Origin of the sequence: Allomuricauda sp. F6463D (assembly GCF_023015965.1) — a bacterium.
Taxonomy (GTDB): domain Bacteria; phylum Bacteroidota; class Bacteroidia; order Flavobacteriales; family Flavobacteriaceae; genus Flagellimonas.
Map to the genome: position 1 here is coordinate 1,272,561 of NZ_JALKAN010000001.1, position 22,564 is coordinate 1,295,124.

The 22,564-nt window shown below is 40.6% G+C and carries 16 protein-coding genes; 3 read left to right on the forward strand and 13 right to left on the reverse strand.

What is annotated here, in order from left to right:
- Positions 1-462 precede the first annotated feature (462 nt).
- The 13 genes from MWU56_RS05615 to MWU56_RS05675 form a co-directional block, all read right to left on the reverse strand.
- Complete coding sequence (locus MWU56_RS05615; RefSeq protein ID WP_247042876.1) at positions 463-1,602, reverse strand: type II secretion system F family protein; 1,140 nt, start codon at positions 1,600-1,602, stop codon at positions 463-465.
- On the reverse strand, positions 1,602-2,069 hold the full coding sequence (locus MWU56_RS05620) for a hypothetical protein (protein WP_247042877.1): 468 nt from the start codon (positions 2,067-2,069) through the stop codon (positions 1,602-1,604). Before MWU56_RS05620 ends, MWU56_RS05615 begins: the two co-directional genes overlap by 1 nt.
- Entirely contained in the window at positions 2,062-2,394 is a 333-nt protein-coding gene (locus MWU56_RS05625; protein WP_247042878.1) for a hypothetical protein, read from the reverse strand. Before MWU56_RS05625 ends, MWU56_RS05620 begins: the two co-directional genes overlap by 8 nt.
- The gene (locus MWU56_RS05630) at positions 2,382-3,647 is read right to left on the reverse strand and encodes a hypothetical protein (protein ID WP_247042879.1); all 1,266 of its coding nucleotides are present in this window, start codon (positions 3,645-3,647) and stop codon (positions 2,382-2,384) included. The genes MWU56_RS05625 and MWU56_RS05630 overlap by 13 nt, the downstream gene beginning before the upstream one ends.
- Complete coding sequence (locus tag MWU56_RS05635) at positions 3,644-4,099, reverse strand: hypothetical protein (protein WP_247042880.1); 456 nt, start codon at positions 4,097-4,099, stop codon at positions 3,644-3,646. Before MWU56_RS05635 ends, MWU56_RS05630 begins: the two co-directional genes overlap by 4 nt.
- The gene (locus tag MWU56_RS05640) at positions 4,096-4,791 is read right to left on the reverse strand and encodes a hypothetical protein (RefSeq protein ID WP_247042881.1); all 696 of its coding nucleotides are present in this window, start codon (positions 4,789-4,791) and stop codon (positions 4,096-4,098) included. Before MWU56_RS05640 ends, MWU56_RS05635 begins: the two co-directional genes overlap by 4 nt.
- On the reverse strand, positions 4,788-5,510 hold the full coding sequence (locus MWU56_RS05645; protein ID WP_247042884.1) for a hypothetical protein: 723 nt from the start codon (positions 5,508-5,510) through the stop codon (positions 4,788-4,790). The genes MWU56_RS05640 and MWU56_RS05645 overlap by 4 nt, the downstream gene beginning before the upstream one ends.
- A gap of 73 nt (positions 5,511-5,583) precedes the next feature.
- Complete coding sequence (locus tag MWU56_RS05650; RefSeq protein ID WP_247042886.1) at positions 5,584-9,054, reverse strand: T9SS type B sorting domain-containing protein; 3,471 nt, start codon at positions 9,052-9,054, stop codon at positions 5,584-5,586.
- A 158-nt stretch (positions 9,055-9,212) separates the two neighbouring features.
- Positions 9,213-9,875 carry an IS1 family transposase gene (locus MWU56_RS05655; protein WP_247042888.1) on the reverse strand — a complete coding sequence of 221 codons (663 nt, stop codon included), beginning with the start codon at positions 9,873-9,875 and terminating at the stop codon, positions 9,213-9,215.
- A gap of 205 nt (positions 9,876-10,080) precedes the next feature.
- On the reverse strand, positions 10,081-10,797 hold the full coding sequence (locus MWU56_RS05660) for a hypothetical protein (protein ID WP_247042890.1): 717 nt from the start codon (positions 10,795-10,797) through the stop codon (positions 10,081-10,083).
- On the reverse strand, positions 10,748-15,955 hold the full coding sequence (locus MWU56_RS05665; RefSeq protein ID WP_247042892.1) for a DUF6443 domain-containing protein: 5,208 nt from the start codon (positions 15,953-15,955) through the stop codon (positions 10,748-10,750). The genes MWU56_RS05660 and MWU56_RS05665 overlap by 50 nt, the downstream gene beginning before the upstream one ends.
- 1 nt (position 15,956) lies before the next feature.
- The gene (locus MWU56_RS05670) at positions 15,957-16,427 is read right to left on the reverse strand and encodes a lipocalin family protein (protein ID WP_247042894.1); all 471 of its coding nucleotides are present in this window, start codon (positions 16,425-16,427) and stop codon (positions 15,957-15,959) included.
- A 10-nt stretch (positions 16,428-16,437) separates the two neighbouring features.
- On the reverse strand, positions 16,438-20,049 hold the full coding sequence (locus MWU56_RS05675; protein ID WP_247042896.1) for an RHS repeat domain-containing protein: 3,612 nt from the start codon (positions 20,047-20,049) through the stop codon (positions 16,438-16,440).
- Between the two features lie 206 nt (positions 20,050-20,255).
- Here MWU56_RS05675 and MWU56_RS05680 point away from each other — a divergent pair, with 206 nt between their 5' ends.
- From MWU56_RS05680 to MWU56_RS05690, 3 genes are read left to right on the forward strand one after another with little or no spacing between them, the layout of a single operon-like run.
- Entirely contained in the window at positions 20,256-20,669 is a 414-nt protein-coding gene (locus tag MWU56_RS05680) for a general secretion pathway protein GspG (protein ID WP_247042898.1), read from the forward strand.
- Entirely contained in the window at positions 20,669-21,151 is a 483-nt protein-coding gene (locus MWU56_RS05685; protein ID WP_247042900.1) for a hypothetical protein, read from the forward strand. Before MWU56_RS05680 ends, MWU56_RS05685 begins: the two co-directional genes overlap by 1 nt.
- Positions 21,152-22,564 (forward strand): GspE/PulE family protein, encoded by a 1,413-nt coding sequence (locus tag MWU56_RS05690; RefSeq protein ID WP_247042902.1) that lies wholly within the window; start codon positions 21,152-21,154, stop codon positions 22,562-22,564. It abuts the gene before it with no gap.

Consider the following 22,564-nt stretch of genomic DNA (forward strand, 5'->3'; position numbering starts at 1 on the left):
ACGAAAAATCAATTACGGAAGTACAATTTAGGGAATTTTTCCCGACAAAAATAGGACACTCTATAGGACATCCTCATCGATGGTTTCAGATGGAAATAAAAAAAACCAGAAAAAATTAATTTTCTGGTTTTCAATTAATTAAGGTTTTACTTAGTGTCATAAAACCATGGTTCGTCGGGATGACAGGAAGAAAGTCGATTAAATAACTATCTAACAATCAATATTTTACACTATCCTGAAAAGCTGATTAACCGAACTCTAAACTGTCGTCAAAACAGTACATTCAGTGGCAAAACTTATGGGAGCTTTACAAAGTAAAATTAATGAAATTTTTGAAAAAATCACTTTATTTCCAAGCTTTTAGAATTCATTCCTTTCCGGACAATAGTTTAAAAGGCATGCATTGAGTGTTTAAAAGCAACTATTTTCTTTTAATATCATTAATCAGATTCAACACACCTACTATCCTCCCAAAACACTACTGAGTCTGAACATAGGCAAGTACATGGACACTAAAATCACACCAACAAAAACACCGATGATAATTATAATTATAGGTTCCATAATGGTCGACAACATTTTGGATTTCTGTTGCACTTCAATTACATATTGTTGGTTCAATTTTTTGAATATATATTCCGTTTGATTGGTCTCTTCGGCTACCTTCACCAAAGAGATGATTTTATGATCGAACATCTTATTTCCCTGTAGGCTCTGATGAAGGCTTGTTCCCTTTAGGATTCTCGATTCCATGGTCGTCAATGCATCCTGTAATGGATAAAACTGCAACATTTTCTTTGCCATTTGTACACTATTCAGCATTGGCACTTTGGAAGTGGTCAACAGGGCAACGGCCTGGGTAAATTGGGCCATATAGACCAATCGTATAAAATTGCCCAGGAATGGGATTTTCAAAGTAAAATAATCCCACTTTCTCCTGATGGATTCCCTCTTCATCAACGGTTTTCTCAAAAATATCAAAGTGAAAATTGCCAGAAGCACAACCAAACCATAACGCTCAATGACATTGGAGGCACCAATGACCCACTGGGTAATGGTCGGTAATTCCACCCCATTCTGTTTAAAGATATCCTCGAACATGGGAACCACCATCCTGAGCATAAAAACAACCACCAAAATAGCGGTACAAAGTATGATCAATGGATAGGTAAGGGCACTTATAAGATTTCTACGTTGCTCGTTCTTCTGCGAATAGAACGTCGCCAATTCTTGGAGAATCGTTCCCAAATTGCCGCTTTCCTCTCCAATCTCCACTGAGTAATATTCGTATTCCGTAAACTCTTGTCGTTTCTTTAAAACTTCTGAAAAACTCAGACCGTGATCCAATTCCTTGACCATGTCCTCAAAAAAAAGTTGCAGTTTTTCCTTTTTTTGGTTGCCCGACAACAATTCCAAAGCTTCACGCAATTGCAGTCCTGCTTTTATCAAAATGGCCAATTCACTGTAAAACCCTTCTTTTCTCTTGGAATTAAAAAAGGACCCAAATAAGGTTATCTCTTTTTTCAGCCACTTATCCAGCCCCTCCTTTTGGGAAGGGATGGTAGTCGTTTTCTCCAGTGTTTGGTCCAGTTTGAATCCCATTATCGATTGATATAACTTGTTGCCGAGTTTCGTTTAAATACAAAAAGTCGTGTTCCGTTTCCTCCTCCAACATATAGATCTATGGCATCTATTTCTCCTTCATTGATTATGCCGACCTCAAAGTAGGCCAATAGTTCCTTGGTTTTTAAATGAAAGGTATCCTGCCCTTTCAAGACCAATTCCTTTTGAAATTGATATTCGACTTCACTTATTTCATTGCATAAGAGGAGCTCCCTGTTTGCTGCGTTGTACCAAACCCTATCATATTGGTTAAAGTCGATCCAAAGACGCTGCTTTAAAAGCCGCACCTCGGTCATCTCTTCATAATTTGATGAAATCCCGTTCATTTGTGTTTGCACCAATCGTAAAACACTGTAGGCCATTCCAACGACAAGGACAGTGATTAACAGTACGACCAACATTTCATGCAGGGTAAATGCCTTTATTTTTTTGGTTGCATCACTCATGGTTCACAGAAAATTTTAGTTCCCTATCGTTCGATGTATTCACAGCTGAAAAAATCACCTGTTCCGTCCCTTGCCAAACGCGTTCTTCCACTTTGATGTCCCATGCATCCAGTTTATCATAATAGGGAAGTGATAGCTTTCCATATCCATACCTGTATTGTAAAAACAGTAACTCCTGTCGTGCCGGGCCATCGTTGTTTTGAATGCTAGTGGCAAACAATGCGTTCAAGGTCATACTGGCCATCATAAAGACAACCACGATCAATACCGTGGCTACCAAGGTTTCCATTAGGGTCGAGGCCTTTATTTTTTTTAGTAGAGCCATTTCACCACACCGTTTGCAATTTTATTTTCATAAGCGAGGCCACAGTATTCCTGTGGCAACCTTTGAGCCTCAATTTTACCATTGAACAAATGGTTCAAATATGTATTTCCATTTTCAAACGCGACAAAAGAACCTGTGGTCACACTTCCATACACGCTGCCTTTAAGTTCAAGACTTTGCTCACAGTACAGTTCTCCATGTACTATTGCTCCTTGGTCAATTGTAATAAATAAAGGCTGCCCTTTGGGTTCCCTTTTGTCGCAATAGAGAACGCTACCTGATATGCTTGTTCCCTTCCCAATATTAATTCTCGGCTCTCTGAATTTGTTTACAAATTCTTGGGATACCGTATTGCCTTGTACCGCTAAAATGGTCGGGTAATCCAATTCGCAATTCTTCCCGACCAAAATTTCTTTGCCCGAAATCGCCTGAAAAGAACCTCGTGCCCCCTCCTCTATTTCGATGGTTGGGGCAATAAGAATCACATCCCTTAAACGGGAAGTGGATTTCACATGGATCTTGTCAGTTGCCCACACCACAATATTTCCTGTGAGAGACACATTTTCCAGAGCAATAGAGGTACCTTGAACAACGATGGTCTCCTCTTGAAAACTGTTTTTTAACAACAATTCCCGTTTTAGAGGAACCGTGTTTCCTTTGGGCATATAAGCGGTACTTGTCAGCATTTTCAACCGTTGTAAAACCTCGTTATGTAGTTTCGGTAATTGATTCTTGCTTCTGAGTATCTTCCCGTACACCAATTGGCTTCCTATATATCCATACCCTTGGATATTTCCCATTTTGATGCCTCGTTCGGGCAAATGGGCATCGCCTGATATTTTGGCATCGCCTACAATGACCATGGGGCGATTATCATCCTTAATGTACAGTGCGGGACGATTTTGGTATATAGCTCCGACCAAGCCTGTTTTCTGAAATCGAAGTTTTCCTTTTACAGAGGTGACGGTTCTTTTTTCCAAAAGCCCCCAATACTCTTTAAAAACCTTGGTCTGGATCCCCAAATCATTATCCGGCATACTTATGTTTTCACCCGTTTTCATAGGTTTTAAAAGGGATTTCATCAATACCTTATCCGAGGTTTGAACAAGGTCGACGATGATATCCGTTTTTTTGCCCAACAGCGAATGGCTCTGGTTCATCAGGATAAAGGCAAAAAGGAATAGAACAATGATTGTCCCTATGAAAAGTACAAACTGTAGTGCGCCGGCCTTTACTTTTGAAAAAAGAATCATTGGAGTACAATGGTTTCAGTCCTGCCATCATAGCGAACTTTGATGCTTTGGCCATTTCCATTTAAAAGTCTCACCCCGTTGATTTCTTCACTTTTGGACATAATATACTGCTGGCCTTCTATAGTTACAAAGAACATGGTGTTTCCCGATCCTGTTTGTGCAACCAGCCCCGAGTATATAATGTTCCTTTTCGAAACAGGTTCCTTTTTAACAGCTCGTTTTACGGCTTTTTTCTTGGTTGCGGGAAGTGTTCCCAAAAAAGGATCCCGGTAATTGGCCATCAACTCGAAAGTATCCCTCTTTTTGATGCTTTTTGGCAATGCGGATATCGGTTGCTGAACCATTGGCAACTCCGGTTCTTTTGATAAAGCCTTGATCAGCTTGAAACCAATGATGCCCCATACAAGAAGTACCACACCCAAAAGCAGATATGTTTTTATATTATTGCTCAATTGTTAACTGTAAAATTAAAAGTGTTGCTTGCGTTGCTTTCATTCCCGGCTGCATCAAAAGCCTGTACAAACCAATAGTACGTCCCGGCCGATAAGCTCCCTGTATGTGCTTTGTTGGCTCCCAATGCCTTTGTGGTCAGGTCCTGTAGACTTTCATCGGAATAAATGAATATGCTGTCACGTTCCGTTGTTCCTGAAACATCTTCCCTGTTCCAAGTAAATTCCACTTCGGTATTCGAAGTATCGCTCCCATTACCAGGGGATACCAATTGTGGGGTGTTGGGAGGGGTCAAATCCAAATCCTCATCCCCATTCACTTGAAATGCATTGCCTGTATATAGTGTCTCAAAACCACTGTTAAAAGCTTTTACGCGCCATTCATAAGAACCGTTGAAAAGGCTTTGTTGTAACTGTGTGGGCAAATATCCCAAAGTATCTATTTCGATAACACTGTCCAGAATTATTTGAGCGGCATTCTCAAAATTGGGGGTTGCCACTTGAACACTGTAACCCGTAGCTTCATCGACATCTTCCCAGTTTAGACTTATAGCGTTAACGTCCAAAATTGACCCGTCCGAAGGGGCCAAAAGATTCACGGACTGCTGAGAAATATCAGGAACCTCCAAAATATCCTCGCAACTCAAAAATCCTATCGAACAAACTAGGGCAATTATAAATTTTTTTAGACTCATAGCTTTAAATAATCCGGTGTTTTGTTCAACTTTTCGGGATTGGCTTCTGTAGTGCCAGGGCATTTGCCTCCGTCCATTAAAATATGGGCGATATCCAATTTCCCTCTTTTATCCTTTTGCCAACAAAAAGCGGATGTTTCAAAATCAAAAATTTCCAATGCTGACTGTTTGATGGGGTAACCGCTATTAGCTCCTCCAATCAATAAGACCAAAGCCCCTGTTCTATCGGTTGTTAAATACAGTTTCTCAGTAGTATCCAATTTCATGGATAATTCAGCTACGGCAACAAAGGACATGGACGATAATAACACCAAGCCGGTATCCTCTTGAAGATATTTTTTAAGATTGGAATTACTTTCCTTATTAAGCTCCCCTACCAAAGACACCACATCGCTTATGCTGAGTTGATAGTATTTTAGGTCCTCCATTTGAGTGCTATCCATAGCTTTCGCCAAAGGTGCTTTACCAATATGTTCGCGATACTTGTCATATTTCGACCTCATATTGCCGGAAAAGGAAGTGGGCTCTATGGCCACGCTTATCGGCCGCCCAAATTCCGGTTCACCCATTTTTTGAAAACCTTTCTCAAAAAGTGTCGTTTGGTAAAGGCCAACGGAGCCCAGTATCGGGACTTGTGATTGCACCTTTTGCGCTTGACGCAAAGGGCCACAGGCCTGTAGCAATAATGCCATTAGGATTATGGTTAGTGTAGGTCTCATAAAATAAGATTCTGGTAAGGTTTTAACGTATTATTCTCTAGATTGTTGTATGAAAAGACTTAAGCTTCCTACCTCATCTTCGCAATGAAAAATGCCCGGTATAGGTCTTTCCGTTATCATACACATATTTGAACCAATAATCGGTTGAGGGCATAGGCCTTCCCAAGATGGTTCCATCCCAACCCGAGCCTTGGGGGGATAGTTGCACAAGAAGTTTGCCATATCTGTCATACAAAAACAATTGGGCATCTGAATAGAGTTCACCGCCTATGATGTTCCAGTTTTCATTGATGCCATCCCCATTGGGACTAAAAAACTTCTGATATCCTATGGCAATGACCTCCTCACTGATTGTTCGACAACCCAAGGGGTCTCGAACATAGACCGTATACTCCCCGGGGAACACCTCAAATTGGTTTGAGCTTTGGTAGGTCCAACCGTCGATGGAATATTCAAAATCACCTGTGCCAAAAGCTTCCACCGTCATGGTAACCCTATCTGAAAAACCATCAGTAGTCACTTCAAAACTTTCTGGGGCACCAGATGACAAAACCTCGAATGATACCGTGCTGGAACAACTTACACCGTTTTTCGTTTCGGTTACTGTCAAAAAATAGGTGCCCAATTGGTTCACATTGAGCGTTTGTCCATTCCCGATTACATTTCCATCTGCATATTCCCATAGATAGCTTTCGAACGTACCTGCATCCAATACCAAATCGGGACTATCAGGGCATATCACGAATATTTCCTGCAAATTAGAGCTGGGCAAAGGATTTACAATAAGATCAAAATTGGTGATGTCATAACAAGAGGACAAATCTTTGTGTTCTACCCTTGCGTAAATCGTTTCCGTCATGGCCACGTTGAAATATTCCTCCTTGGCAAGCTTCTCCCCCCCGATTATCGCATTTTGTTCGGTGGGATAATAAGTAACTTCGTAGGTGGATATGTCCTGTCCATTCAACACCTCACTATCCTTTTGGGATAAATCGATTGCAAAACTTCCCGTTTCAGCATCGTTACATAAAACTATATCCGAAGGTGGATATGCCGTTGGTGCATCAAACACTTCTATATCAAAACTGCCCACTGCATAACAAGCAGTGTTGTTGGAATTGTTCAATCTAAAATATACGGTTTGTGGATTCGAGGTATTTTGATAATTGCCATAAATGGGGTTTTGTTCCAAGCTTGCATCGGCTTCTGATTCATAAAAAGCATGTGAGGTACCGCTTAGACTTGCGGCAATCTCATCGGCCTTTTGGTCCAGATCAAAAGTGTACTGGCCATCGTTGTCATTGTCACAGACCAGCCAATTGGAGACCTCTGGCACTTCCGGCACATCATAAATGTTCAATTGGAACGAATTTGTATCATAACACAAAATATTCTGGGCATTGGACACACGGACATATATCGTTTTTTGATATTGATTGCTTGTAATTACGTTAGGTAACGGGGCTATGTTGCCATCTGCATCTGCTTGGGATTCATGATAACTTAGAATTACGCTACTTGCACTTTGCGTTCCCAAAACTTCACTATCGACATCAGAAAGATTAAATTGAGCGGTTCCATCATTGTCCGGGTCACAAATTTCCAAATTGGTTGGCTTGTTGGCCACCACTTGGTCGATGACCCCTACGGTAAATCTCCCCGTTTCAAAACATTCGGGATAGGTCGTATTTTCAATTCGGTAAAAAATGGTCTCGCTCATGACCGAAACACTATGATCGGCATTCAAGGGATTGGTTCCGTTATCCGCATCGGATTGTGAGTCGTAATAGGACACATTGAAAACACTTTTATCCTGCCCGTTTAAAATTTCTACGTCCTTGGCTGCCAAATCAAAGGAGTATGTCCCGTCCGAGTCATCATCACAAACAATCCAGTCCGTAGGATTGAACAATTGAGGGGCTAGTTTTACAATGACATCGAAGCTTGTGGTATCAAAACAGCTAAAATCATTGCCATTGGACACACGTGCAAAAACGGTTATTGTGCCCCGGTCAAATTCCAGTTCAGATGGAAGGGCGTTCACATTGTTGTCCGCATCACTCTGATTGGCAAAATATGTAACTTGGTAAGCATTGGCATCCTGGGTGTCCAAGACCTGTGCATCCAAAGTGCTCAAATCAAATATATGTGTGTCTGATAGCGAACATACCTCGACGTCAGTGACGGCAATTGCCTCAGGGACTTCGGAAATCGTCAATTTTATGGATTCCGTATTGATCCGTGCGCCCTCGGTAACAGTCAAGGTGACATCATAGGTTCCCGTAGCGGCATAGGTATGGGATGGATTGGTATCGATAGATGTGTTACCGTCACCAAAATCCCAAAGAAACGTTGCCAAAGGGTTGTCTATTGCAGTAGAAAATTCGGTCAGCTCTCCCAAACAGGTGTTCTCAAAATCAATATTTCCTTTAAGTGAACTGATATTGGAGATAAACGTGGGCAGTCCCAAAAAACCCTTCATACCATTCAGGTACAAATCATCATATCTATAATCGCAAGCCGTTCCCAGCGCATTTGGATTATGAATTATATCCAAATACTCTTTGCGCACCTTTACCCCGTATATTTTGCCATCCGGCCCCAACTGGAGGGAACCAAAGGATTCTCCCAATCTCTCCTTGAGGATTACTTTGGAGTTTTGAACATCAGATTCAGTGCCCGCTTCTAGGTCAAATTGACAAACACCTTCGTAGTAATTAACATATAACAGTCTATTGTTTGGCGAAAATTCCACACCATAAGGATTAACTACTGGTACGGTAACAGGGTTTGATATTTCGCCAGTGGTCTCATCAAAATCGAAAATTTCCACTTCCCATCCATTGGCTGTCGCGAGCCTGGTTCCATCTGGCGATATCTTTATTTGCCCAGTAATCCTGTAATACGGACCGTTTCCAGCTCCGACTGCGCTTATCACTGGTGTATTGCTTATGCCTGTAGCAGTTACCTCAAATGCCACAAACTCATTACTGTCATACCTTTGCGAAATCACCCAATAATCATCAGAATCCTTTTTTTTGTACGCAGCTACCCTTTCAGGAATTTTGTCCATAAGTTGGATGTTTTTAACGGAAACATCTCCAAGGCCTCCATCCAAGGACATATCCACTATTGAATATTGTAAACCATCCGTGGGCACAATTGTTGCCCCAACTATTATAACATCCACGGTAAAGATATAATATAGTGTAAGACTACCAGGAACGGGCACAATTATTGCGGAATGGGTACTGGAGGAATCCCCAAACAGTCCTGTACCATTGGGCATAAGTTGATGGTCTTTGTTGTAAACATTGATTCCATCGGTATAAAAAAGTAGATTGCCCCCATTGTCTGAAATTGTGGCACAACCTTCGTCGGTAAACAGCTGACCATAGGTAACGGCAACTGGAGATCCGCTGTTGAAATCCACACCTGCATTATACCCAAAATACCAATGGTTGGCCCTATTCTGTGCTTGTGCCCCAACGGATGATAGCAACAAAAAAAGAGAGGAGCAAAATGTAATTTTTCGTAGGTTCAAGTAGATATGGTTAGTATTATTAAAGCAAAATAGGATTTTTCCTTCAATGTCCCAAAGTTTTTCTATATAATGCGCCCTTTATAGGCATACAGATCAAGCAGAAACAAGACATTGAAAAGCAGCTGACAGCGCCATTGATTTTACATGCAAGAAATGGCTTATCCCCAAAAATAAATCCGTAAATGTGCCTCTAGATAAATCTTGCTTTTTGAAAAACAAATAGTTCTTCTTGACAACCTCTTGATATGGGTTCGTATGGTTAGGTTATGCCGTTCTATACGATTTGTACAATACTGAAAACGTCTATGGATTTCTTTGGGAATTAAACGTGGGTAGATGTTCAATTTGTCGGTGTAAATCCTTTTGGGATACAATGATAGTATCTTGTCCATGAGTGGTTGAATATTTGCCTTGGTTTTGTTCCCAACAAAAAAATCAATGACTCTTTTTGTTTCTCTTTCAATGGCATAGGTCACCCAAATTGTGTTGGTCTTTTGCCCTACAAAACTCCATAGCTCATCAACTTCGTAAATACCACCATGCTTTGCTATGCATGGCGACTTTATACACTTACTTATTTTTATTATTCTGGTGAGTACCGTTTTGGTCGAAATGTCCAAGATCCTTGAAATGCTCCGTACGCCACAACCTTCTTTTAACAAGGTTTTAATAAGTGAATCCACTTGGGGCTCATAGGCTTTGTATTTGTATTGCAATTGAAATGACTTTTGGCATATTTTGCACTTGTAGCGCTGATTGCCTTTTTGTTTTCCATTCTTTATGGCATATCCATTACAGTTGGGGCAGCGTTTCTTTTCCATCCACTAATGTACCACACGATAATGAAATGAAGCATTATATAGCAAGGCTTAATGAATTTTCTTAGTACAAAGAACCCCATACATTGCCAAAAACCAGTATCTGGAGAGATTCCAAAATACTGGCTTTTAATTATTTAAATTCAGTAATAAATAAAACAACTATTTTACTACGTTACCGAAGTGGTTTTATATTTCATTTTATATCTTATTTACTTTTTATTAAAAAATACTTTTGGTCAACTTTATGATTATTTATCGCAACTAATTTATGCCCTTGAACTAACCATTTTGTTTTAATTAAATCATATAAAGCATTCCTGTATTTATTAGGTGTTAAAACTATTTTCATATTAGTATTAACATACTTATCGATTTTTTTATCATAAATCTCCGAAGTAGGAGTAACTATTTTTATTTTATCAATAAACTGTGGTTTCGTTTTTATTTCTCCTGAAAACTGAACAATATATTTTTCTTTACTATTGATAAATAAAGAATCTCCTACCAGAAAATCATTTTCTTTATCAACTAAAGTTAAATTGATTGTATCCGTTACTCTCTCTCCATACAACACATCAATTTTGCCATCAATTTTCTCGGGCGGTATATTAAAAGATAAATTCAATGTGTCTTTTTTTAGACTCCAAATACCCTTAAATGACTGCTTCCCATAAAACTCTACTTCTAGATTGTAGCTAACAACATTGTTAGGAAGTAAAATAATTTCCTCGCTATTTGGGGTTTTATATGGAGAATCATCTTTAATATATTTTCCTAATATATTATCAATTTGTATATCTTCTTGAGCCTGTATCTGTTTTTTAACACTACAACAAGAGATAAGTAATGATAAAAAGATTAGACTAAAAATTTTAATTTTTACCATCATATGTTTTTCCATTAATTCTAAAGGCATGCCCATTTTTAGATGCTAGTTTATTTAATGCCTCATTTTTTTGTTTTTTAGTTCCTTTAAGTTTAAGATATATTTGTATTCTAGCATGTTCACTTACACTTTGTGGTGTTCTAGGATGATTAGCATAAGGAGAATTAGCATCATTGTTTAACTCATTATACGTGTCATAAGATGTTCCTGGCTCAATAGCATTTTGCCTTCTATAAGCATTCCATTCATCAGCCAAATCAACACCAATTAATTTACTTGTAGTTGTAGGGCTTCCATCATTTAATCCAGTAAGTCCTTGGTCAAATTGGTATGCGTGCTTGATTTCGTGTCCTAATAAACCAAATCCATTTCCTAAAGGTGCTTTTATATTAACAACTCCTGTGTTAAAATTATATGTAGTTTGTCCACTTGATGCAAAAGCTCCTGCATCTTCAATATTATAACCTTGATTAGAGCCCATTAACGTATTCACTTCATCTATAGAACCTTGCAATTCTGAATTAGCACCTTCTAAACCACCTATTAAACCGTTTAAATTAGCAACTGCATCTTCAGAAAGTCCACCATCATCAATTAAACCTTGTAATTGTTCAATACTTTTATTATTCTTATCCATCTGCTGTCTAGAATTTCTTTGAAAAGACATCGCTGTAAAAAGAGATTGGAAATTCACAAAGTAGTTCCCATCAACATCATAGTTCAATACAGGATTATTATTAGCATAATGATAAGGCGAATTAGATAAATATTTTTCAGCCAACCCATCTACACCGAACCATCTTCCTAAACTTGCATCATAATTTCTTGCTCCATAATCATACATATTTAAACCTAATTCCTCTTGATGCTCTTTTCCGTTGTATTTGTACTTATGTTCCGTACCGTTCACGACATTATTGTATCCTTTGTGTTCAAGTCCAAAGGGATAGTAGTTGTTTTCCTCCACTATCTCGATGTCCTCTTGATAAATCTTGAAATTGTCAACATAACAGGTGGTGGTCGTGCCATCATCACTAGCTGTGGACTTCTCAAAATAAACCCGTATATATTCGCCTGTCAAGGTCAGATCCAATTCATAATGTCCATCTTCCATACCTACTATCCTATCCCGGTCAGCGTTATTTTCCCACACACCGTTAATCCGTTCTCGAACAAAGAAAGTCGGGGTTACCATATTCCCTTGTTCAAAATCAAATTCGATGTGAATCGGGATACCTGGGGTAATGTTATAGTACTTGCTTGCACTGTTCCAACGATTGGTAATTGAGATGTTCAGTTTTTGATTGGCATTATTCAGTGTTGTGGTACCGCTTGGGGACCATCCACCAGTTTCTGTTTCAAAATAAAATTGATCATCAACAGATTGATTTACGTATGACAACCTTACATTACCTAAATGATCCTTATATTGATAGATATAGTCGTAACCGCCTTGACCGTCCGGGGTTACATACCCCTCAGGTTGGCTAAAGAATTGTAAATTTTCACTACCCAAAGCCCCAGAGTATATATAATTACCGGCATATTGTGTTACAGAACCAGCAGCAGATTTTTCCAATTTGGCACCCATCGCATCATAAACATACGAAATTGTTCCTAAACCTGTTACAATTTCCGTAGGAAGATTCAGATGGTTATATGTTATATCATTGGCTTGTATTCCTTTATTGAGGTCCATGATCATATTGCCATTGGTATCGTAGGCAAAATCGTTACCAGAGGTGTTTCCATCATTAAAACCATAGCCAACACTTGTGGCATCTGAAACCGATAACAATTTGTTTCCACTGTCATAAGAGTAGACCAAATCATCCATTAGATCAAAACTAGTGGCCCCACTATTGGTATGGCCCATTCGCTTCAATTTTTCAATATTTCCATTTTTATCATAGGCAATATCAGACTCAGAATACCTGTGAGCTTGTGAATTATCACCAATATTAAAGGCCGCCAATTGAATTCGGTTCAATGCATCGTATTCGTAGCGATACCTTCTCAATACATTGTCATTACCCGTTTTCCAGTCTGTCTCGGCAATATTTCCATTAAAGAGGGGTTGACCACCGTATTCCGTCTGGTTATAATTAATGCCAAAAGCAAATATATCGCTACCCAATGAACCTGAATCGTTGATGGACTTCAACCACCCTCTAACATTGTAAGCATAATCGACCTTCTGTAGCGGATTGCTCAACGCATTTCCCACATTCTTGGTAACCAGTTGCCCAAGGGCATCGTACTCGTTAAAGAAAAGAGTCTCTGTATTACCATCAAGTGTTTGCTTTTGAAGTACCAAACGCCCTGAATGATCGTACTCAAAAGTATCTATTGTAGTTATGGTAGGGATTCCACTTTTGGTATGCACCGTTTGTTGTTCCAACGGCTTTCCAGCAAAATCCAACTCAGTTTTTACAACATCGGTGGTTCCCAAATAAGGATTCTCGGTTTGCACCCAAATGGCCCTTCCCTTTTTATCATAAACGGTTAAGGTCGTAATCCATAGGGAATTCTCCAACACACGAACTTTTGAAGCCATGGCCAGACCGGTAACATCTGTGGCTTGGTCTTGGCCCAATACCTGGCCTGCAGGTTGGGTGATTCCATCCCTGGTGGAATCGTACCCGTCATAATAATTAATAGTATGTAACTCCGTTAATGAGCCCAATGTTGGATATCCGTTGCCATTGTAATAAAGTGAAACACCGTCCACAGTAGTACCACTGCCCGACTGTTCTGTCCATTGCAAAGAAGCATTGTCTGCAGCACTCTGTTCTGCTTGCCTGCTACCCCCATTTACCATACCGGTAAAGGCTACGCGCCCAAGGGCGTCATATCGGGTAAACAGCCATTTGCCCTGTCCGCTCAATCGGGCGTCTTGCGTCATTATCGGCTGGTCCATTTTATTGTATACGATGTGCTCCCAGCCTTTTCCCGGTATCTTCTTTTCCACCAATCGGTTTTTGCCATCATATTTATATTGATAGCTTAGTTCATTGAGTTCGGCGATGGATACGCCATCGAATGTTTTTACTTTTGGTGGCAGTACATAGGTAAGGTTTCCAAAGTTATCATATACATAATATGTGTCATGCGCCACCTCGTCCTCCCCAGGATCCAAGGTATTATTGTTATCATTGGTGTCAAAAGGAGCATAGGTCCGCTTGAGCACTACCCTTCCTTGCTTATCGGTAAATTCTTCTGTGGTGTGCAGTTTGCTCAAGGTACCGTCATGGTTTTCGTCCTTGGTAATGTACTTGTTTAATTCACCTGCATTATAATAGACGTTACCTGAGCCATCAATCAGTGAAGGCTCATAGATATTGTTGGTATAGCTGGTCGTTACGCTGAAAAGCCTGACCTCATTGGTGATATTGGTACTATATTCAAATTCGATCTCGTGGTCGTTGCCCAATTGCCAATCTTCGCCAGGTGATGCCTGTTTGATTATGCGGTTCAATGGAGAGGACTCCATTTCCTTTTGTGAAAATGGATTTGGCGTACTTCCCATATCTGATGCATAATTTGCAACATAATAAGCCTCTGTATCTGATTCAGCGGATGAGCGGTACGTCCCCGTAGCACCGTTGGAAGCTTTATAGGGCAACCATTCTTTGTCACTTCGCCCAAATGCATCGTATCCGATGTGAGTTACAATATCCTTTCCTACGGGGGAGCCCTTGATTGCTATTTGCTGCATTGGTCTGCCAAGGCCATCGTAATATGCAATGGCTTCCATAACATCACTACTCCGATTGATTTGTGCAGCACTCGATTTTTCCCGTTGATATGTTCTTGAATACACATAGTTTTCATCACTAAAGGTCACCGATTGATAATCACATCCAGTTGATGGGCCAAATTCGAATGGACAAGAATCCGTATTGTTGGAAACAAACCCACTAGGTTGTGTACAGGATGCCACGGTTTCGGAATCATCACCAAAACCATCCCCGTCGATATCGGCATACCAGATTGGTGGAGCCGTAACTGTAACTTTTATGGAAGAGGTAAATTTTGTTTGCCCACATGAAACCACTTCCCTACGGTACCACCTATCAGCGGAAAGACCGCTGGGCGGGTTGTAGGTCGTCGATGTGGCTCCGCTGATATCCCCCCATCCACTACTGCCATTGTCGGAATATTGCCATTGATAAGCATAGGTTCCACTCCCTCCAGAGGGTAATGAACTACTGCCTAGAGTCGAGGGATTACCTGAATAACAAATGGTATGACCACCATTTATACTTCCACTGGAAAGTTCCGGATATATGGTTACTTTGTGACTCCCTGTATATTTCGTCTGTCCACAGGATTGAACCCGTTTTCGGTACCACCTGTTCGTGGTAAGACCACCTGGAGGATCGTAGGTAGATCCCGTTGCACCACTACTTATATTTGTCCAACCACTGGTCCCATTATTCGAATATTGCCATTGATAGCTGTAATTGCCATCCCCACCTGAAGAAGATGCAGCGAGACGAATATTCTTGGGGTTTCCTCCAGAACATATAAAAGATTCCCCGCCCACAATACCAGGATTGAGTTCATCGTACACATCTACCTTTATATAACTGGTATAAGCAACATTACCGCAAGAAGACGCGGCCCTTCGATAGTACCTATCCGAAGTAAGCCCATTGGGAGGATTATAGGATGATGAAGTGGCCCCTGTGATGTTACTCCACGAACCAGGAAACGTAGCAGATTGCCATTGATAACTTATTCTTCCGGAACCACCGGAAGCGGAAGTGGCATTTCCCAAGGTAGTTGGATTTCCTCCATAACAAATATATTGCCCTCCACCATTAATGTTACCTGCATTTACAGTACTACAAACACTAACAGATTTTTTGACATTGTAAACATTAAAAAACTCATCTCCAATTTGACAAGAAACCAAGGTAGTTCCTGTATTATTAAATGTAACATTGGCTGGATACCCATTCGAATTTGGATTTTGACCTCCTACGTTAGCACCGTTAGTGGCTGACCAATTCAATGTTGCTATATTGGGGCCATTGACGTAATATGTTTTGGACTCACCAGTATTTGCACTGGACGGACCTGTAAGGCTATACTGGGCACTTGTGCCATTTGGTATAAAAAATACCAAAACCAACAACAAGGCACATCCAAAAAAATTATTTGATACTATTCTCTTTAAGGTTGACATCTTATTGGTTTTTGGTTAGATATAATTGGGGGAAGATTGGTGTCGCTATTCCTTTTGATTGCTGTTGAAGAACAAGTTGATCTCTGGATAATTGTATTATTTGCTGAACCCATTGATTTCCAGTTGGACTGGTAACCACTAAAGTCTGTCCCTGCAAATTCCAGGTTCCGGACATTTGGTTGCCCAATCCGTCACTTTGGCTAAAGTTCCCGTTTGCATCAAATACCAAAGTTCTGTTAGAAAATCTTTGAAATATCTTATTTTTAACCTCCGGTGAAGCATCCAAGGACTCCTTGTCCTCAAGAGCCATTCCTGCCATAGAACTTGACAGGTTTAGTGTCCAAGAACCTATTAAATTGTTATCCGTGGCATTTCCATCTTGCGCTTGCCCATTTAAAATTGAAAATAATAGGGCTATAAGTATTACCCATTTATAGGATAATACAGTTGTGGTTAAACTGTAAAATTTCATATGGTATATTTTAATTTTGTCCTTTGTAGTGATATTGGTAATCGTTCAACATTTTCAGGTCATCATCCTTTGTGGCTTCTAACCTATTGAACTCATCATACTCATAAAATGTGGTGTATCCCCTAGGGTCCGTAGTACTGGTCACCCCAATGGTCGGATCATAGGTATAACTTGACATTAAGGATCCGTTTGGTAATGCTGCCCTTAAGTTCTCAAAAGCGTTTCTAAGAGCATTTTCTGTTGCTATTGTCCCATCATCTGAATCGGATGCCAACTGGCAAGCGGAAATTAACGACTGTAAAGAAGATGCGTCACTATCATCAAAATTGGTAATTGTCATTATGGGCAATTGATTGTCATAGCCCCAGATATAATAAGTGCTCGGACCATCGATAGGTTTGGATGTTTTGATATTACCATTGGAGTAATAATCAAATTCTCCCCAATCAATAAAACTTTCGTTCCCTTTTTTTGTAGAAATCAAATTTGGCAAAACTTTTGTACCAAACGAACCATAATCCCTACGGGTAACCGACAGCGTCTGTTCATCCTGTTCGCCAGGATTCATTATAGTTTCAGTTATCACCACTTCGGACAATATGTTTTTTGTAACCAAGGAAGATGAGCCGTTCACAATACCATCATGTGGATACGTATAATTGGTCTCTATGGTATTTTCCTTGCTGTCCTGTACCGTTTTCTTTCTCGGTAGATATTTCGGTGAAGCTTCGGCATGATCATAGATTGTATTTTCCTCGGAAACTAATGTATCCACCACATTTCCATTGGCATCATAAAAAATGGATTCCTTTTTATAATAATCCAATCCCCCATAAGCCCCATTAGTTTTTGATACCCTTGCCCTATAAGGGGAATATTTTGGGTCAAAATAGCCTAGGTATCCATAATTTTGGAAATGGGCCAAATAATCGGGATAATCACAGGGTGTCGAAGGACATTCATAGGTATCCAGATATTCAAGGCTCACAAAATCATCGCTTGTATCGGGAGTCCCATCGGGACCATTGTGCTGCTTTAAAAAAATATTTTTCTGAAAGTTTTCGTTGTCCACATAGACCACCAATGACTCAATACTGATTGGCCGTTGCAATGTTTCATAATATTCAAATTCTTCTGAAACCAACGTTTTATTGCCAGTTTCCCTATTAATAACCTTAGAGGATAGGTTGCCAGCAGAAAGACTAGGGAAATACCAATTTTCATAAGGGGGAGAGGTCATTGGCACACTGCCTTTTTGGTCTTTGTAGAAATTATGCTGGGTGTAACCGAGCTTTTCATTGGAACCGTTTACTCTGGATTCTTTTACCGAGGAATAGGTCACATAGGGTTCATTGCCTTTGGCATAGGTCGCATACCTTATCAACTGGGTCTTGGAACCATTTTCGGTTTCATTTTCACGAAAATCATGCAAGATGGGTTTGTAATTGATCGTACCACTACTGTGATTAAAATTCACATCATAATCATAGACCTTTTTCAAGGCCAAATTTCCGGTGGAAGTATAATCCCTGATTTCAGCGATTCTTTGACCTCCAACATCCATATTGTTCCAATTTACAGAGGTTACTTGCTTTGAAATAGTAGCAGAAGCACTAATGGATTGAGCATTGTTCAAATTCCCTAAAAGAAGAAGTGCCTTGTATTTGCCAGGCGTTAAATGAACAGACTGGTTTCCAGAAACATATATTGGACTCACAACATTATATGCCGAAGGACCATAATGGAAATCGCAGTAATTATTATAGGTTGCAGTACTGTGCAAGGAATCGACCAAATAGAATTCCATATCATTGTTTGAGGAACTTACCGACAAGATATAATCATCCTCCTCAATTACGGTAATCGTTTTAATTACTATCCTTGGGTCTTGCGGCGACATATACTTGTCATCGCAATAAATCCCTTGATCGTCGGTATATAAATTATGGCTCGTAGGGCTACTGATATTTAAATTGGCACTTAAAATAAAGTCTTGATAAGTACTGGTATTGGAGGTATATATCTCATGGCCTTCATAATCAAATTCTGTGTAACCACCTGTTGGATAGGTTATTTTACTTAATGTTCCTTTTTTTCCATAGTTGGTACTGGGTTCTCTATCCGCTCCGGCAAATGAAAAATTTTCCACATCAATACTCGGATAAAGTGAACTATTGTTGCCCTTACCGTTATAATATCCGTAATAATCTTGCGCAAAGGAACTCTGTTTCGGTAGACCATCGGGGTCAAAGTATTCGAAATAATAATTTTGATATCCGACATTATCACTACCTTTAATCGTTACACCATCCAATTTCAAGCGAATATCAGAATAAGATTTACCTGTTGAGAAAATATTGGCATTACTCAATCCATCAGAGTTGAAATAGTTGTCATTATCAAACTCAACTGATTTGATAACATTTCCATTCCAGTCCAAAAAGTCAATGGATGCCAGCCTTTTGTTCTTGTCTGTATTATCAACATCTCTTCGCGACCCCATATTTATTTCAACCAATAATTTAGAGTTATGGTAAATGGCAATGGGAAATCGTTGTTTTACCTGAGATATCACTGAGCTGATATTTCCGGGTGGCGGAGCTGAATAATTATACACGTTCTCTTGGATTTCCGTTACTGTGGAACCTGATGCTGATGCAAAAGACCTAAGTGGCTCATACCCATTATCCACATAGGTAAAATCAAAAACATCCTTACCGTTCTTGGAAACAATTTGCGTCAAAGACCAAGCTGAAACATAGGTAATGTTGGCATCACCCATCAATTCACCTGCATCAGCTGATAAATTCTGCCTAAAAGTAGTTTCGTGATCGGAAAAAATATATTTGGTACCGTCCTCATTGGTAACGGTCCATGAACTTATATAATTAGGTGTAGTAGGTCCTAGATTATAGGTAATCTTTATTCTGGGATTGTTCAATGCACGGGCGGTAAATCCATATCCCGTATTTTTCTCTAGCACTACAGTTGCATTAAGACCCGGAGCACTAAGATTAAAATGGTCAACCTGGGTATCGATCCTATTGAGATTCACATCATATAAAAAATGAACGTAATCGGTAGCTGCTGGTCCGTTCGGGAATATAGGATTATTTAGGCCAGCATAATCATCAAGATAATCTTGTGCTGTTTGTTGTGTGGTCGGGTCGTTGAACATGGTATCATATCCCCCTGAAGTGTAGTCATCCGGCAGGCCATTGGTGATACGGGAGATCCGACCTCCTACATTCAAGTTCCATGAAAGCCCCACCCAGGTGGCCAATTGTTCTACTTTTACCCCGGATGCATCATAGGTCAGGGATAAAGGTAGAGAAAACTCTCTTCCCTTTAATGTGTGCAGAGGAACACTTATTTGAGGGGTGCCTGAATAAAGGCTAACCTGAGTATCTCCATAATTTTCGAAAGCTTTTGACTCGGGCGATTTTACTTCATTATATATCCTATTGAGTTCACCTCTGAAAATATCCTCCTCTTGGGAAAATCCCATATTGGATATGAGCGTAGTGAGGACAAATAATAAAATTGACTTTTTAGAAAAATTGAATGTCTTTTTTTGATAAAACAACTTAAGCCCATTGTAAAGGCAACAGGAGAGCTTCATAAATGTAGGTTAAGGTTAGTATTTATTCTTGGTCAATTTGGGTTGACCGTTTCAAACATAAGTTCATTTTTTAAAAAATTAACAATCTTTTTCTGTTTTTCGATGAATTACATATTTTCATTATAAACTATTTTTTTTTACATTAAATGTATACTATTCTTACTTTTTTTAAGTTATTCCTATTACCAAATCCGATTTGACCACTTATGACACGACCATTACGCACGAAAAAACTCAAGGCCCTCAACCTTCAGGAGACCCTGATCGTTCTGGCCATCATCGGTATATTGCTCCTTTTGGCCCTACCCAATCTGATGCCCTTGATTTCCAAGGCAAAAAGCATCGAGGCACAGACCCAGCTCAAGGCCCTGTACAATGCACAGACCACGTATCGGTACATGCATAGCAAATACAGTCTGGAAATGAACGAACTGGATTTTGTATCTCCAAAGACTGTCGAGGAGAACGGTACGGCCAATTACCGTTATGAGATACTTTCCGCCGATAATGCGGCCTTTACCGCCCGTGCAGAAGCCATTACCGATTTTGACGGGGACGGAATCCTCAACGTTTGGGAGATCGATGAAAATGGCAACCCCAAGCAAATCATCAAGGACTGATGTTGGTATTGCAGTTGCTTTCCGTATTCGGCTATGGTATCATGGCCTATCAGGATATCAGGGACCGTGAGGTCTCATGGGTATTGTTCCCATTGTTGGGCATTTGCCTGGCTCTGAGCTATGGGCTTCAAGTAGGTATTTCTGTATTTACCTTCAGCGTCATGGTCAACCTCATCTTGATCACTTGTGTGGTCCTACTCCTCTGGGGTATCACCAAGTTTATCTTGAAAAAACCATTTTTGGATGTGAGCTTCGGATTGGGAGATATGTTGTTCCTATATGTATTCGCCCTGGGATTCCCGACAATGACCTTTGTGTTTCTCTTAGTGGGGTCCCTCCTTTTTTCACTTGCGGCCTTTTTTCTGATGAAATTCCTGTTACAAACAAAAACGGTGCCCTTGGCAGGTCTTATGGGTCTGTTCTTAATGGCCTTTATCTTATTGGCCCTGATACCCGGAACCCCTTCTTTATACGCTTATTGAATGTCAAAACAATCCTATAAAATATCGCCCCGTTTACAACAGTGCATCACTGCCGAGCAGGCCTTTCACTATCGAATCGTCCCGATCTCCAATGACAGCACAGGACTTGTGCTAAAAACCGATAGCGGGGCATTGGAAGCCCTCTTATCAGAACTGAACATCGTCCTGGACACCCCTGTAGTGCTAGAAGCTTGCGACCAAGAAGAACTTCAGCAATACCTCACCACCAACTACCGACAGCGCAATGGACAAAGCGTTTCACAAATCGGTTATACCAATGATTTCTTGGAAAAAATATTGTTAGAGGCCAAGGCCATCGGCAGTAGCGACATCCACTTTGAGCCCTATGAGCACAAAAGCCGGGTACGCCTGCGCTTGGACGGCAAGCTTTTGGAGTATTACAGTGTACCCATCGTGGATTACCCTACCATGGTCAACAAGATCAAGATCAGGGCCAATCTCGATATCTCTGAAAAACGCCTGCCCCAAGATGGCAGGATCACCGTCAATTCCCATGGAGAGGAATTCGATATCCGGGTTTCTTCCCTCCCTACCCTTCATGGAGAAAAATTGGTACTACGTATACTGAGCCGGGATACGGGGAGCATTGATTTGGAAACCTTGGGCATGACCTCCAGAGAACTGTCCCGCTATCGGGAAGGCATCAAAAAACCGAATGGGATCGTACTGATATCCGGGCCCACAGGGTCGGGAAAGACCACCACCTTGTACGCGACCCTGAAACAATTGAACGTTGGAGCGACCAATATCCTGACCATTGAAGATCCTATTGAATATACCTTGGAAGGCATCAACCAAGTGCAACTGAAAGAAAACATCGGACTGGATTTTTCCAGTGCCCTGCGTACCTTTTTACGTCAAGATCCAGACATCATCATGGTAGGGGAGATCAGGGACGTCAAAACTGCCAATATGGCCATACGGGCGGCCCTGACAGGACATTTGGTGCTCTCCACCATCCATACAAACTCTGCCTGGGCCACCATATCGCGATTGATCGATATGGGGGTGCCCCCCTTTTTGATTGCCAGTACCCTGAATATGAGCGTGGCCCAACGTCTGGTCCGCAAGCTTTGCAAGCATTGCAAACAAAGGACGGCCATTGATCCAACGGCCTTCCCTGCTGATTTTTCCGTTCCAAAGGACATGGAACACCATTGGTCGGCCGTGGGCTGCAACGAATGCCACCATACCGGTTACCATGGCCGTATGGCCCTCTATGAAATTCTGCCGGTCCGAAAAGACCTGGAAAACACTATCAAGGACAATGTATTGGAAATTGATGATTATATGAACGAACAGGGTATTTCCAGTTTACGGAACAATGCCCTACAACTGGTCCGCCAAGGAATCACCTCTATTGAGGAAGTCTATGCCCTATTAAGCCATTGA

Excerpts from the sequence above, each read along its gene's own strand:
- MWU56_RS05615 (WP_247042876.1), bottom strand. The coding sequence starts at position 1,602 with ATGGGATTCAAACTGGACCAAACACTGGAGAAAACGACTACCATCCCT.
- MWU56_RS05620 (WP_247042877.1), bottom strand. The coding sequence starts at position 2,069 with ATGAGTGATGCAACCAAAAAAATAAAGGCATTTACCCTGCATGAAATG.
- MWU56_RS05625 (WP_247042878.1), bottom strand. The coding sequence starts at position 2,394 with ATGGCTCTACTAAAAAAAATAAAGGCCTCGACCCTAATGGAAACCTTG.
- MWU56_RS05630 (WP_247042879.1), bottom strand. The coding sequence starts at position 3,647 with ATGATTCTTTTTTCAAAAGTAAAGGCCGGCGCACTACAGTTTGTACTT.
- MWU56_RS05640 (WP_247042881.1), bottom strand. The coding sequence starts at position 4,791 with ATGAGTCTAAAAAAATTTATAATTGCCCTAGTTTGTTCGATAGGATTT.
- MWU56_RS05645 (WP_247042884.1), bottom strand. The coding sequence starts at position 5,510 with ATGAGACCTACACTAACCATAATCCTAATGGCATTATTGCTACAGGCC.
- MWU56_RS05655 (WP_247042888.1), bottom strand. The coding sequence starts at position 9,875 with ATGGAAAAGAAACGCTGCCCCAACTGTAATGGATATGCCATAAAGAAT.
- MWU56_RS05660 (WP_247042890.1), bottom strand. The coding sequence starts at position 10,797 with ATGGGCATGCCTTTAGAATTAATGGAAAAACATATGATGGTAAAAATT.
- MWU56_RS05665 (WP_247042892.1), bottom strand. The coding sequence starts at position 15,955 with ATGTCAACCTTAAAGAGAATAGTATCAAATAATTTTTTTGGATGTGCC.
- MWU56_RS05670 (WP_247042894.1), bottom strand. The coding sequence starts at position 16,427 with ATGAAATTTTACAGTTTAACCACAACTGTATTATCCTATAAATGGGTA.
- MWU56_RS05675 (WP_247042896.1), bottom strand. The coding sequence starts at position 20,049 with ATGAAGCTCTCCTGTTGCCTTTACAATGGGCTTAAGTTGTTTTATCAA.
- MWU56_RS05680 (WP_247042898.1), top strand. The coding sequence starts at position 20,256 with ATGACACGACCATTACGCACGAAAAAACTCAAGGCCCTCAACCTTCAG.
- MWU56_RS05685 (WP_247042900.1), top strand. The coding sequence starts at position 20,669 with ATGTTGGTATTGCAGTTGCTTTCCGTATTCGGCTATGGTATCATGGCC.
- MWU56_RS05690 (WP_247042902.1), top strand. The coding sequence starts at position 21,152 with ATGTCAAAACAATCCTATAAAATATCGCCCCGTTTACAACAGTGCATC.